This is a genomic window from Carnobacterium iners, assembly GCF_900177385.1.
GTDB classification, from domain to species: domain Bacteria; phylum Bacillota; class Bacilli; order Lactobacillales; family Carnobacteriaceae; genus Carnobacterium_A; species Carnobacterium_A iners.
The window spans coordinates 2,194,114-2,207,663 of sequence record NZ_FXBJ01000002.1 but is presented as its reverse complement, the minus strand read 5'-3'; the positions used below and the strand labels follow the sequence as shown (position 1 = coordinate 2,207,663).

The window sequence follows — 13,550 nt, the reverse complement described above, 5'->3', positions numbered from 1 at the left end:
ATAAATTTTCATTTTATATTTTTATAGATACATTCATTCAATTTAGATACGATAATTACTAACTTTTTAATTTTAACAGCTATTCAACTAAAATGCACGGTCAAATTAATTTTAAAGATGTTGAAATAAAAACTTCATTTTCAAAACAAAATATGAGATAATTTTGAACAAGAAACAATAGGCTTGTTGGCGATTGAAGAAAGTGGGGTAGATAGTATGAAAGAAGCAGAAAAATATATAGAAGACACCTATGCAAAAATACTAAAAAGTGATCCTGATCAAATGGAATTTCTACAAGCAGTCAAGGAGTTTATTGGAAGTATTGAGCCGGTTTTTACTGCTCATCCTGAATTTATTCAACAAAATATTTTAGAACGAATGATAGAACCAGAAAGAATCATTCAATTTAAAGTTTCTTGGATGACTGATCATGGAGAAGTAAAAGTAAATAGAGGATTTCGTGTTCAGTTTAATTCAGCCATTGGACCTTATAAAGGTGGTCTTCGATTTCATCCAAGTGTAAACCAAAGTATTATTAAGTTTCTTGGATTCGAACAAGTTTTTAAAAATAGTTTAACAGGACTTCCTATTGGGGGTGGAAAAGGTGGCAGTGATTTTGATCCTAAAGGCAAATCGGATAATGAAGTAATGCGTTTTTGTCAAAGTTTTATGATGGAATTGCAGCACCACATTGGGCCTAATCTTGATGTTCCAGCCGGGGATATAGGTGTTGGAGCAAGAGAAATAGGTTATCTGTATGGACAGTACAAACGTTTAAATGGATCTGAAGCAGGTGTATTAACTGGTAAGCCTGTATTTTTAGGCGGTAGCTTGGGTAGAACAGAAGCAACGGGTTATGGAGTGGCTTATTTTACAGATAAAATGCTTCAAGATACGAAGAATTCTTTTGAAAATAAAAAAGTAGTTGTTTCGGGTAGCGGAAATGTAGCTATTTACGTTATTCAAAAAGTACATGAATTAGGTGGAAAAGTCATTGCATGCTCCGATTCTGATGGTTATATTTGGGATCCAGCTGGAATTGACCATGCTACTATTAAACAAATAAAAGAAGTAGAAAGAAAAAGAATTTCTGAGTACGTTCATCGCCATCCAAAAGCTTATTATTATGAAGGAAGCATCTGGGATATAGATAAGAAATATCAAGTAGCACTACCTTGCGCTACTCAAAATGAAATAAATGGTGAAAAAGCTAGAAAGATGATTAGAAATGGTGTTATAGCTGTTGCCGAAGGAGCTAACATGCCTTCTAATTTAGATGCAATTGAAGTTTACCAAGAAGCTAAGATTCTATATGCACCAGGAAAAGCATCAAATGCAGGTGGAGTAGCTGTTTCTGCTTTAGAGATGTCTCAAAATAGTCAACGACTTAGCTGGTCATTTGAAGAAGTAGATGAAAAGCTAAAAAATATTATGGAGTCTATCTATATTGAAGTGCGTGATACTGCTAAAATGTATCATATGCCAGGTAATTTTGTTGCAGGAGCAAATATTGCTGGATTTATAAAAATAGCCCAATCAATGATTAGTCAAGGACTTGTATAAAAAGAAAGAAACAGATTTAAAAGTCTGTTTCTTTCTTTTTTTAAAAATAAAATCATTATTCTTTTTTAAAAAAAGAAATTTAATAGAAAAATTTAAAGTGAATGAGAATGTTCTCATTATTTTTTTAGATTGTGAACAAAACGACATGTTTTATATTTTATGTTTACTGTGTCGAAAATAATACAGTTTATTTTAAATTATATAACAGTTTTAACTTTGATTAATCAATTATCTAGCCTATTTTTTTTTATAACAAGATTAATTTTGAAAAAAACAGCATAAAAATAGTAGTGAAATACTTCACGACACTAAAAAAAAAACAAGATTTCCATTATTTTTATTATAAAAACAAGATTTTGTAGCCTGAAAAGCGTTGATATGCTTGCATAACTAGAAAAATAGTGGTAAATTTAATTAGCAAACAGATTGCACTAATACAGTTTGAATAACTGTATAAAACAGAACTTTATAAAAATTAGAATGTAAAAAGAGAGGAATGGTTTACAAATGGCTAACAAGAAACAACCCGTAGATTTCGAAGCATTGTTAAGCACTGTTGATGCGGCTTTCCCAATGGTACAAATTTTAGATAAGGATGGTAAGGTCGTTAATAAAGACATCATGCCGGATCTATCAGATGATAAATTAGTGGAATTAATGGAGAAGATGGTTTGGTCGCGTATTCTACATGAACGTTCGATGGCTTTAGCTCGTCAAGGACGTTTAGGTTTTTATGCCCCAACTGCTGGACAAGAAGCATCTCAAATGGCAAGTTACTTTGCATTCGAAAAAGAAGATGAATTGTTCCCTGGATATCGTGATGTTCCACAATTAATTCAACATGGGTTACCTGTTTATAAAGCTTTCTTATGGTCTCGCGGTCACGCTGTGGGAAGCCAATATCCTGAAAACCTACATGCTATGCCACCTCAAATTATCATTGGCGCTCAAATTGTTCAAGCTACAGGAGCAGGAATTGGATTAAAAAAACGTGGCAAGCCTAACGTAGCATTCACATACACAGGTGATGGCGGTTCATCACAAGGAGATTTTTACGAAGGAATTAACTTTGCAGGAGCATATAAAGCTCCAGTAGTATTCTTTATCCAAAACAATGGCTATGCCATTTCAACGCCGCGCCACAAGCAAACAGCTGCTACTACGTTAGCTCAAAAAGCTGTTGCAGCAGGAATTCCAGGAATTCAAGTAGATGGTATGGATCCGTTAGCTGTTTATGCAGTTACAAAACAAGCAAGAGAATGGGCAATTGCCGGAAATGGCCCTGTACTAATTGAAACTGTAACCTCTCGTTTTGGTCCTCACTCAACCTCTGGAGATGACCCAACACGTTACCGTGACCAAGAAAGTTTTGACTACTGGGAGCAACGCGATCCGTTAATTCGTTTCCGTAACTTCTTGACTGAAAAAGGTCTATGGTCTGAAGAAAAAGAGCAAGCATTAATTGAAAAAACCCAAGAAGAAATTAAAGCATCAGCTAAAGAAGCTGACCAAGTACCGAAACAAAAAGTTTCAGACTTTTTGAAAAACATGTACGAAGAGCCTACGCAAGTAATTAAAGAACAAATTGCGACTTTTGAAGCAAAGGAGAATAAATAATTATGGCACAAAAAACAATGATCCAAGCGATAACTGAAGCACTTGAACAAGAAATGGAACGCGATCAAGATATTTTAGTATTTGGAGAAGATGTCGGTAAAAATGGTGGAGTGTTCCGCGCAACTGCAGGTCTTCAAGAGAAATTTGGCGAAGAAAGAGTTTCAGATACTCCTCTTGCTGAATCAGGTATCGGTGGTATGGCTATTGGTTTAGCTTTACAAGGATTTCGTCCAGTTCCAGAAATTCAATTTATTGGTTTTATCTTTGAAGTGTTAGACTCCATTGCTGGCCAAGCTGCACGTACACGTTACCGTATGAGTGGTACACGTAGCTTACCAATTACAATCCGTATGCCATTTGGTGGAGGTGTTCATACACCAGAAATGCACTCAGATAACTTAGAAGGTTTGATGACACAATCACCAGGTTTAAAAGTGGTTATTCCTTCAAATCCTTATGATGCAAAAGGCTTATTAATTTCAGCTCTTCGCGATAACGATCCTGTTGTATTTATTGAACATATGAAATTGTATCGTTCATTCCGTGATGAAGTTCCTGAAGAATCTTATACTATTCCATTAGGTAAAGCTGCTATTTCTCGCGAAGGTAAAGACGTTTCTGTCATCACTTATGGTGCAATGGTTCGTGAAGCACTTAAAGCAGCTGATGATTTAGAAAAAGAGGGCATCTCTGTAGAAATCGTAGATTTAAGAACCGTTTCTCCATTAGATATTGAAACAATTATCGCATCAGTTGAAAAAACTGGCCGTGTAGTAGTGGTTCAAGAAGCACAACGTCAAGCAGGTGCTGGTGCAATGGTTATGTCTGAAATCGCAGAACGTGCTGTACTTTCACTAGAAGCTCCGATTGGCCGCGTTGCAGCACCAGATACAGTATTTCCGTTTGGTTTAGCTGAGAGCGCTTGGTTGCCAAATGCTGCTGATATTGCAGATAAAATAAAAGAAGTTTATAACTTCTAATTTGCAAATTATTAGACAAAAAAACAATAGATGTAAACTATTTACTTAAATGATAAATGGTTGCATCTATTGATTTTAAGTTGTCCATTTAATCTTGTAAGTCAAAAAAATAGAAATTCTAGTATAGAAGGGAAGAAAATCAAAAATGGCTTTTAAATTTAAATTACCGGATGTTGGAGAAGGAATGGCAGAAGGCGAAATCGTAAAATGGTTAGTAGCTGAAGGAGACGTAATTAAAGAGGAAGATTCAATCGTTGAAATTCAAAATGACAAATCAGTTGAAGAGATTGCTTCACCCGTTTCTGGAACGATTAAAAAGATTTTAGTAGCGGAAGGAACCGTTGCTACTGTTGGTCAAGTAATCGTTGAAATTGATGCTCCAGGACATGAAGATGAGGAAGAAGAGAAAGAGGCAGAGGCTCCAGTATCTGCTCCAGTTCAAGAATCTGCTTCAAGCACTCAAAATACTTCTTTCTATCAATTCAAATTACCAGATGTTGGAGAAGGAATGGCAGAAGGCGAAATTGTGAAATGGTTAGTAGCTGAAGGGGATCAAATTAAAGAAGAAGATTCAATCGTTGAGATCCAAAACGATAAATCAGTTGAAGAGATTGCTTCACCTGTTACCGGAACAATTAAAAAGATTTTAGTAGCAGAAGGAACGGTTGCTACTGTTGGTCAGGTAATCGTTGAAATTGATTCACCTGAACACAACACTGAAAGTGCAACACCTGCAGTTGTAAATAATGTTCAAGAGACAGCACAAGTAGCTGCAACAGCAAACGTTGTTAAGTCTTCTGACTCTAACAAACGTGTACAAGCTATGCCTTCAGTGCGTCAATTTGCTCGTGAAAACGATGTAGATATTACATTAGTTACACCAACAGGCAAACATAACCGTGTAACAAGAGAAGATATCACTAACTTTAATAAAAATGGTGCAACTCCAGCAGTTAGTTCAGCAAAACAAGAAACTGCAACAACTGCAGCAACTCAAACAAAACAAGCTCCTGTAGCTAAAGCAGTAGCTCCGGCTACAGCGTTTAAATCTAATCAGACTGAACTTGAAACTCGTGAAGCAATGACTCCAATGCGTAAAGCAATCGCTAAAGCAATGGTAAACAGTAAAGCAACTGCTCCACATGTTACGTTGTTTGATGAAGTTGACTCAACTAAATTAATGGCTCATCGTAAGCATTTCAAGGATATTGCAGCGGATAAAGGTATTAAGTTAACATTCTTACCTTACGTTGTTAAAGCAATTGTGTCTGTTTTACGTAAATATCCAGCAATGAACGCTTCAATTGATGATACAACAAACGAAGTCGTATACAAACATTACTTTAATGTTGGTATTGCTACTGATACTGATCGTGGTTTATTTGTACCAGTTATTAAAGATGCAGATGCTAAGAGTATCTTCACTATCGCAAAGGAAATTACTGAACTTTCTGGTAAAGCAACAGAAGGTAAGTTAGCAGCAAATGAAATGAGTAGCGGTTCTATCTCAGTAAGTAATATTGGTTCAATTGGTGGCGGTTGGTTTACACCAGTTATTAACTACCCAGAAGTTGCTATCTTAGGTGTTGGTCGGATTGCTAAAAAAGCAGTCGTAAATGCAGATGATGAGATTGTTGTAGCACCTGTTATGCAGTTATCATTAAGCTTTGACCATCGTATTATAGATGGTGCAACTGCACAAAAAGCAATGAATGAATTAAAAACATTGCTTGCTGATCCAGAATTATTATTGATGGAAGGATAAAGGTGAGTTAAAGATGGTAGTAGGAGATTTCGCAATAGAGTTAGATACAGTTGTTATCGGTTCAGGCCCAGGAGGATATGTTGCGGCAATACGCGCTGCTCAAATGGGACAAAAAGTAGCCATCGTAGAAAGAGAAAATATCGGCGGCGTTTGTTTAAACGTTGGTTGTATTCCATCAAAAGCTTTGATTAGTGCCGGACATCATTATCAAGACGCTATGCATTCAGAAGCTTTTGGAATCACAGCTGAGAATGTTGTTTTAGACTTTGCTAAGACTCAAGAATGGAAAAACAATAAAGTGGTATCGACTCTTACCAAAGGTGTCGAAGGCTTATTGAAAAAAAATAAGATTGAAATTTTAAGAGGAGAAGCTTATTTCAATGACGAGCACACTATGCGCGTTATGGGAGAAAAAACTGGCCAAACGTATTCTTTTAATAATGCAATCGTTGCAACTGGTAGCCGTCCGATTGAAATCAAAGGTTTCAAATTTGGTAAACGTGTTATTGATTCAACCGGTGGTTTAGCACTTCTTGAAGTACCTAAAAAATTAATTGTTGTTGGGGGAGGCTACATTGGTAGTGAACTTGCTGGCGCATATGCTAACTTAGGCGCTGATGTAACTATTTTAGAAGGAACAGATTCTATTATGCCCACTTTTGAAAAAGACATGATTAAATATGTTACAACTAATTTTGCAAAAAAAGGTGTAACAATTGAGACATCTGCAATGGCTAAAGAAGCGATTCAAACCGAAAATGGCGTAACTGTTAAATATGAAGTAAACGGTAAAGAAAAATCAATTGACGCTGATTACGTAATGGTAACTGTTGGCCGTCGTCCTAACACAGATGAGCTTGGATTAGAAGGTGCTGGAGTTGAAATGACTGACCGTGGGTTAGTTAAAGTAGACGAACAAGGACGTACAAGCGCTAAAAACATTTTTGCTATTGGAGATATCGTTCCTGGTGCAGCATTAGCTCACAAAGCAAGTTATGAAGCTAAGATTGCTGCAGAAGCAATCTCTGGAAAAAAAGTAGCTGTTGATTACAAAGCAATGCCAGCTGTAGCCTTTACAGATCCAGAATTAGCTGTTGTAGGATTAACTCTTGCAGAAGCTAAAGAAAAAGGGATGGATGTTAAAGCATCAAAATTCCCATTAGCTGGTAATGGACGTGCCCTTTCTTTAAATGCAACGGATGGTTTTGTACGTCTAGTAACAAATAAAGAAGATGGTCTGATTGTTGGAGCACAAATTGCTGGTATTGGTGCTAGTGATGTCATTGCTGAACTAGGATTGGCTATTGAAGCTGGAATGGTAGCAGAAGATATTGCATTAACTATCCATGCTCACCCATCTTTAGCTGAAACAGTTATGGATGCTTCAGAATTAGCATTAGGTTTACCAATTCACATGTAATTTAATAGAGTTTTAATTGTCTTTATTGTTCCAATAAAGACGTGTCTATAATGAAAAAAGCACTTATTCTTAATCTGAATAAGTGTTTTTTTACATATAATAAAGTAAATCATAAAAAATTTGGTATAATAAGAAAAATTAGAAATACAACAGACTTGATTTTCTTATTAATTAATAGTGTTTAAATAGGTTGTTGGAGGAGATTTAGTGAGTAAAGAACAGATGGAAGAGATTATTATTGCAGGTACGAATGAAGTAACTTACCTTTTTACCTTCTTAAGTATGTTAAAATTAACAGCAGCAAGCATTTTATTTTATGAACTTCTATCCTCAGAAGAAAATAAATTACAAGTTCTACAATATGCTTCCTCTTTTTAATCAGCAAGTTCTTTTACTGTTGCTAGTGCAAAGGATTTCCTTACAACTGATCTATTGATTATAACGGCGTATGAAGAAAGAAAAGTGGATGAATCAAACGATAGCTACATCAGAAGGAATATATTATTAATTCTTAATGTAATTAAAAGGGCGATGGCCAATGGGGTTCAACGGATTAATTTTAATTGCTACTGAACCGACAGATATGTTTACCTATCTTGCTTGGAAATTTTCTGGTATTCCTAAAGAAAGAATTATCGGACTAGGGACGTATATAGATTCTACACTCTTCAGACAACTATTAAGCAAAAAATTATCCGTATCTTTTACGAATATTAGTGCCTTTATTGTTGGTGGAAGCAAAAGAGAAAGTAAAATAACGACTTTGATCCGATCTAATATCGGTGGAATGCCAATTCTTAGACTGATGGTGGACAAAAAGAATTATTTTAATCAAAATGATAGAATAAATATTGACTCATTTCTTTCAGAAAAAGATTTATTTTCTCTTGAAAATAAATCTTATTTTACAACGGTATCTGCCTTAGTTGAGCTAACTCAATTTATTTTTGATGATGAAAAAACATTGGTTACGTTGATGCATCTAGTTGATGTAGATGATTTAACAAATATTCCATTATCTTTACCTATTTTACTGGGAAAAGACGGCATAAATAAGATATCTGAACTTTTTTTCGGATTCAGAAAAAAAGAATTGTTTAAAGCAGCAAAAGAAACTCGCGAGTATTTAGATTGGATAGAAAAAGGTCAAAGGAGCTTATAATGGAAAATAAAAGTTACAGTTACCCAATGGATTATGATTGGACAAAAGAGGAAATGACAAAAGTGATTAACTTGTGGCGAGCAGTTGAGTTAGCTTATGAAATTGGAATAAAAAAGGAGCAGTTTATGATAAGTTATCGCGAATTTAAAGAAGTTATCCCATCTATTGGGGAAGAGAAAAAATGGTGTCGTCAATTTGAATCCATTTCTGGATATTCTGTCTATGCAGTATATCAAGAAGCTAAAAAACTAGATAAAAAGAATATTTTTATGGACAAAAGTAAAGGAAGTAGATAGAAATTTACATTTAAATAAGTTAACCTAAATAATAGAAGAAAGGAAGTGGGTCCTTGAATAGACTAATTGAGCGAGATCAATTAATTGAAGAATGGCTCTATGAAGCTGCAAAGATAAGTAAAAAATCTTTTGAACAGACCATTAGTGTAGAAGAAAAAACAACTCGAACAGATTTAGTAACAAATATTGATAAGAAAATCGAACAATTTTTTATTGAAAAAATAAGTACTTATTTTCCTGGAGAAAGAGTCTTAGGAGAAGAAAGTTCGAAATATCCCTTTACAGATTTGAAGGGGACAGTTTGGATAATAGATCCTATTGATGGAACGCTAAATTTTGTCAAGCAAAAAAGTGATTTTGCTATTATGATAGGTATTTATGAAAATGGTATAGGCTATTTAGGATATGTATACGACGTTATGAGAGATGAGCTTTATTCGGCTGCAAAAAATCAAGGGGCTTATTTGAATGGAGAACAACTGGAAAGGGTAGAAGATATCCCTTTACGAGAAGGCCTAGTTGCAATCAGCCACCGCTTAATGACCAACGAAAATAGCGATGAAGCAAGAAGAATTGGAAGAGCTAGTAGCGGTGTGCGTATGATTGGTTCAGCCGGTCTTGAAACAACGCGAGTAGCGACAGGTAAGTTAGTTGCTTATATTGGAGCATCTTTAGCTCCTTGGGATATTGCCGCTGGCAAAATAATAGCAGAAGAATTAGGGTTAATTTATACCCAGTTAAATGGAGAAATAATCGATATGCTGTGTCACAACAAAACAGTTGTAGCGACACCATCTGCTCATAAAGAAATAATAAAGAACTTTAAATAAGGAAATAGTTAAATAAAGAGTCTTCCATATTAAAGTAAAGATAGTTTTAATTAATAAAGAGAAAACTTGAACTAGCTTTAAATAGAACGTTTTCATAAAAAAATAATAAAAATATACCGCTAACATCAACTTTTTTCTTTTAAATCTTTTGTTTTAGTGTTAGACTGTACAAGTTGATAGTTGTCTTCATAAGTTTTCAATGCGTTTTCATCCTGAAATGAGCAGAAACTTATGAAAAGTTCAAGTGCATAAATTGGATAAATTAATTTTCATGTTGATAGATAGCCAATCAGAAGTATTGAAATAATGATAAGAATCATGGAGGAATATAGTAATGATAAGAAGAGAAGATATTAGAAATGTAGCCATTATTGCCCACGTCGATCACGGCAAAACAACATTGGTGGATGAATTATTGAAACAATCTGACACATTACATTCTCATAGCAAATTGGCTGAACGCGCAATGGACTCAAATGCTCTTGAGCAAGAGCGAGGCATTACAATTTTAGCTAAAAACACAGCTGTTAAATACAAAGATACTCACATCAATATCTTGGATACTCCAGGACATGCTGACTTTGGTGGAGAAGTTGAACGTATTATGAAAATGGTTGACGGAGTAGTTTTAGTCGTAGATTCATACGAAGGTACAATGCCTCAAACAAGGTTTGTATTAAAAAAAGCATTAGAGCAAAAATTAGTTCCAATCGTAGTTGTTAACAAAATTGATAAAGACTCAGCTCGTCCTGCAGAGGTTGTTGATGAAGTTCTTGAATTATTTATCGAATTGGGTGCAGATGATGACCAGTTAGATTTCCCTGTTATCTATGCTTCTGCTATGAATGGTACAAGTAGTCTATCTGATAATAAAGAGGAACAAGAAGAAACAATGAATTATATCTTTGATACAATTCTTAGTGAAATTCCTGCTCCTATTGATAATTCGGATGAACCACTACAATTCCAAGTATCACTATTAGATTACAGTGATTATGTCGGAAGAATTGGTATTGGACGTGTATTCCGTGGTAAAATTAAAGTCGGAGATAGCGTTACGCTGAGTAAATTAGATGGATCTACTAAGAATTTCCGCGTTACTAAATTGCTTGGTTTCTTCGGTTTAGACCGTGTTGAAATTGATGAAGCAAAAGCGGGGGAATTAATTGCAGTTTCCGGTATGGAAGATATTTTTGTAGGAGAGACAGTTACACCTACAAATCATATTGATCCATTGCCAATACTTCACATCGATGAGCCTACTTTACAGATGACTTTCTTAGTAAATAACTCTCCATTCGCAGGACGCGAAGGGAAATGGGTTACATCTCGTAAAATTGAAGACCGTTTGATGTCTGAATTGCATACCGATGTTTCTATGCGTATTGAAAACACCGCATCACCTGATGCTTGGATTGTTTCTGGACGTGGAGAATTACACTTGGCTATTTTAATTGAGAATATGAGACGTGAAGGATACGAGTTGCAAGTATCTCGTCCTGAAGTTATTTTACGTGATTTTGATGGAGTTCAGTGTGAACCTTTTGAATTAGTACAAATTGATACTCCTGAAGAATACATGGGATCAATCATTGAATCTTTAAGTGCTCGTAAAGGCGAAATGCAAGATATGGTTAACAACGGCAATGGACAAGTTAAATTAACTTTCCTAGCTCCGGCTCGTGGTTTAATTGGCTACTCTACCGAGTTCCTTTCAATGACAAGGGGATACGGAATTATGAATCATACTTTCGATCAATATCTTCCACGTTTGAGAACTAAAATTGGTGGACGTCGTAATGGTGCATTAGTTTCAACTGAAACTGGTAAAACAACAACTTACGGTATCATGGGAGTTGAAGACCGAGGAACAATCTTCATCGAGCCTTCAACAGAGATATACGAAGGGATGATCGTTGGAGAAAACTCTCGCGAAAATGATATTACTGTTAATATTACAAAAGCTAAACAAAAGACTAACGTTCGTTCTGCTAACAAAGACCAGACAAACGTTATCAAAGCACCTCGTCATTTAACTTTAGAAGAATCATTAGAATTCTTGGGTGATGATGAGTATTGTGAGATTACACCAGAAAGTATTCGTTTACGTAAACAAGTGTTAAACAAAAATGAACGTGAAAAATCAGCTAAGAAAAATAAAGCTTCTCAAATAGGTTAAATCTATTTTAAAAAGCTACTCGATGATATTGAATCATTGAGTAGCTTTTTTTTTGCTTTTTATAAAAAAGAAAGAGAAAATGGTGATAGATTAGTTTCAGCTTTATAAGAATACCGATACTTTCGTATTGTTGGATGACCTTATTGTTGATATAATAAAAATGTTCCATTAAAGGAGGAAGATTTATGCTGAACAATATTCAGAAAAAAGAGGCCCTTGAGGTCTTATTAGAAGATGCTACAAAAATCTTTCAACTTATCAATAATCAAAAAAATCAGTTGTGTCTAACTGAATGCCCTGCTTTTAATGAAATTGTTGATACTCAAATGTTTGGACTATCAAAAGAAATTTCTTTTGCAAAAAAAATTGGAGTCATTAACTCAACTGAAGGTGACCGTATTTTAAGTGATTTAGAAAAAAAATTAAATGATTTGTACACAAAAGCTTATAATGAAAAAAATCTGTAAGAAAATAAAGGAGGCCAAGGGCTTCTTTTAAGCCGGCAGTATGATAAAAAAAATAATTAATAAGTTAAAATATTTAGATCAGTTTATTTTTATACCTTATTTTATCTTATCTATATTTGGTATTTTAATGGTTTATAGTGCTAGTAGTTATGCTGTAATCAGCCAAGGTAAACCTCCGGAATATTATTTTTTAAGACAGGCTGTATTTGTATGTATAGGTCTTTTTATTAGTATGTTTATCTTTTCAATTAAATATAGCCATTTAAAATATAAAAAACTAATTAAGTACACGATTATATTTACAGTATTGCTGCTAGCCTATCTTCTTGTTTTTGGAGAAGAAATCAATGGGGCAAAAGGGTGGATTGATATTGGTATAGTTGGAATACAACCAGCTGAATTTGCAAAAATATCGGTTATTTGGTATTTTGCTTACATCTTTTCTCGAAGACAGCAACAAATTATTCGTAATTTCTGGTCTTCTATGAAACAACCAGCCTATCTATTTGGCATTATTCTTTTTCTAATTGTTATTCAGCCAGATGTAGGTGGAGCAGTAATTATCTTGTTTATTGGTATTATTATGATATTTGCTAGCGGTGTTTCTACTAAATTAGGCGTTACGATAGGAACTCTTGGTATCGCACTTATTCTAGGAGCAGTTGAATTAGTACGTGCTTTTGGAACTAGATTGCCTTTTCTACAGCTTTATCAATATAATCGTTTCTTAGCTTTTTGGGATCCTTTTGAAGTCTCTGAAAGTGCGGGACTTCAATTAGTCAACTCCTATTATGCTCTCAGTAGAGGAGGAGTACTTGGTGTAGGAATTGGACAGAGTGTTCAAAAAACAGGCTATTTGCCTGAGCCTTACACAGATTTTATTATCTCAATCTTAGGAGAAGAGTTAGGATTGTTAGGAGTAGTAATGATTTTGAGCCTTTTTTGTTTTTTGATACTACGAATTTATTTGATTGCAATCCGTACAAAAGATTCTTTTGGTTCATTGCTGTGTATTGGAATTGCTACAATGTTTTTAGTTCAAGGATCCATCAATTTAGGAGGGGTTCTAGGGCTCTTGCCGATTACAGGTGTAACGTTCCCGTTTGTCAGTTACGGTGGCTCTAGCGCATTGGTTTTGGCTATTTCAATTGGATTAGTCTTAAATGTAAGTGCAATGAATAAAAAAAATGAAGTTGAAAAGATTAAATGATTAAATGATAAAGTATAAGTAAAGTTAGATAGTAAGTAAAATAATCGGATGATTTAGGAGT

General features: G+C 34.7%; 12 protein-coding genes. All 12 read left to right on the top strand.

Features of this window, described 5'->3' with window-relative positions; translation table 11 throughout:
* Positions 1-216: 216 nt before the first annotated feature.
* Positions 217-1,563 (top strand): NADP-specific glutamate dehydrogenase, encoded by a 1,347-nt coding sequence (gdhA, locus tag B9Y54_RS10560; RefSeq protein ID WP_085560573.1) that lies wholly within the window; start codon positions 217-219, stop codon positions 1,561-1,563.
* A gap of 507 nt (positions 1,564-2,070) precedes the next feature.
* Positions 2,071-3,180 carry a pyruvate dehydrogenase (acetyl-transferring) E1 component subunit alpha gene (pdhA, locus tag B9Y54_RS10555; RefSeq protein ID WP_085560198.1) on the top strand — a complete coding sequence of 370 codons (1,110 nt, stop codon included), beginning with the start codon at positions 2,071-2,073 and terminating at the stop codon, positions 3,178-3,180.
* 2 nt (positions 3,181-3,182) lie between these two features.
* Complete coding sequence (locus B9Y54_RS10550; RefSeq protein WP_085560197.1) at positions 3,183-4,160, top strand: alpha-ketoacid dehydrogenase subunit beta; 978 nt, start codon at positions 3,183-3,185, stop codon at positions 4,158-4,160.
* 145 nt (positions 4,161-4,305) lie between these two features.
* Positions 4,306-5,925 (top strand): dihydrolipoyllysine-residue acetyltransferase, encoded by a 1,620-nt coding sequence (locus tag B9Y54_RS10545; protein ID WP_085560196.1) that lies wholly within the window; start codon positions 4,306-4,308, stop codon positions 5,923-5,925.
* Positions 5,926-5,938: 13 nt separating this feature from the next.
* The gene (gene lpdA, locus B9Y54_RS10540; RefSeq protein WP_085560195.1) at positions 5,939-7,345 is read left to right on the top strand and encodes a dihydrolipoyl dehydrogenase; all 1,407 of its coding nucleotides are present in this window, start codon (positions 5,939-5,941) and stop codon (positions 7,343-7,345) included.
* Between the two features lie 207 nt (positions 7,346-7,552).
* Positions 7,553-7,723: a hypothetical protein gene (locus B9Y54_RS12355; protein WP_159446083.1), complete on the top strand. Its 171-nt coding sequence runs from the start codon at positions 7,553-7,555 to the stop codon at positions 7,721-7,723.
* A 160-nt stretch (positions 7,724-7,883) separates the two neighbouring features.
* Positions 7,884-8,507, top strand: a complete 624-nt coding sequence (locus tag B9Y54_RS10535; RefSeq protein ID WP_085560194.1) for a hypothetical protein — start codon at positions 7,884-7,886, stop codon at positions 8,505-8,507.
* Positions 8,507-8,803 (top strand): UPF0223 family protein, encoded by a 297-nt coding sequence (locus B9Y54_RS10530; RefSeq protein ID WP_085560193.1) that lies wholly within the window; start codon positions 8,507-8,509, stop codon positions 8,801-8,803. Before B9Y54_RS10535 ends, B9Y54_RS10530 begins: the two co-directional genes overlap by 1 nt.
* 53 nt (positions 8,804-8,856) lie before the next feature.
* A complete protein-coding gene (locus B9Y54_RS10525; RefSeq protein WP_085560192.1) occupies positions 8,857-9,633 on the top strand; it encodes an inositol monophosphatase family protein in 777 nt (258 codons plus the stop codon).
* A gap of 334 nt (positions 9,634-9,967) precedes the next feature.
* A complete protein-coding gene (gene typA, locus B9Y54_RS10520) occupies positions 9,968-11,812 on the top strand; it encodes a translational GTPase TypA (RefSeq protein ID WP_085560191.1) in 1,845 nt (614 codons plus the stop codon).
* A gap of 185 nt (positions 11,813-11,997) precedes the next feature.
* Entirely contained in the window at positions 11,998-12,279 is a 282-nt protein-coding gene (locus B9Y54_RS10515; protein ID WP_085560190.1) for an Fpa/YlaN family protein, read from the top strand.
* Between the two features lie 40 nt (positions 12,280-12,319).
* Entirely contained in the window at positions 12,320-13,489 is a 1,170-nt protein-coding gene (locus B9Y54_RS10510) for an FtsW/RodA/SpoVE family cell cycle protein (protein WP_234987906.1), read from the top strand.
* Positions 13,490-13,550 lie beyond the last annotated feature (61 nt).

What these genes read in the sequence shown, in the direction of transcription:
- pdhA (WP_085560198.1), top strand. Translation starts at nt 2,071, where the DNA reads ATGGCTAACAAGAAACAACCCGTAGATTTCGAAGCATTGTTAAGCACT.
- gdhA (WP_085560573.1), top strand. Translation starts at nt 217, where the DNA reads ATGAAAGAAGCAGAAAAATATATAGAAGACACCTATGCAAAAATACTA.
- B9Y54_RS10510 (WP_234987906.1), top strand. Translation starts at nt 12,320, where the DNA reads ATGATAAAAAAAATAATTAATAAGTTAAAATATTTAGATCAGTTTATT.
- B9Y54_RS10550 (WP_085560197.1), top strand. Translation starts at nt 3,183, where the DNA reads ATGGCACAAAAAACAATGATCCAAGCGATAACTGAAGCACTTGAACAA.
- B9Y54_RS10545 (WP_085560196.1), top strand. Translation starts at nt 4,306, where the DNA reads ATGGCTTTTAAATTTAAATTACCGGATGTTGGAGAAGGAATGGCAGAA.
- lpdA (WP_085560195.1), top strand. Translation starts at nt 5,939, where the DNA reads ATGGTAGTAGGAGATTTCGCAATAGAGTTAGATACAGTTGTTATCGGT.
- B9Y54_RS10535 (WP_085560194.1), top strand. Translation starts at nt 7,884, where the DNA reads ATGGGGTTCAACGGATTAATTTTAATTGCTACTGAACCGACAGATATG.
- B9Y54_RS10515 (WP_085560190.1), top strand. Translation starts at nt 11,998, where the DNA reads ATGCTGAACAATATTCAGAAAAAAGAGGCCCTTGAGGTCTTATTAGAA.
- typA (WP_085560191.1), top strand. Translation starts at nt 9,968, where the DNA reads ATGATAAGAAGAGAAGATATTAGAAATGTAGCCATTATTGCCCACGTC.
- B9Y54_RS10530 (WP_085560193.1), top strand. Translation starts at nt 8,507, where the DNA reads ATGGAAAATAAAAGTTACAGTTACCCAATGGATTATGATTGGACAAAA.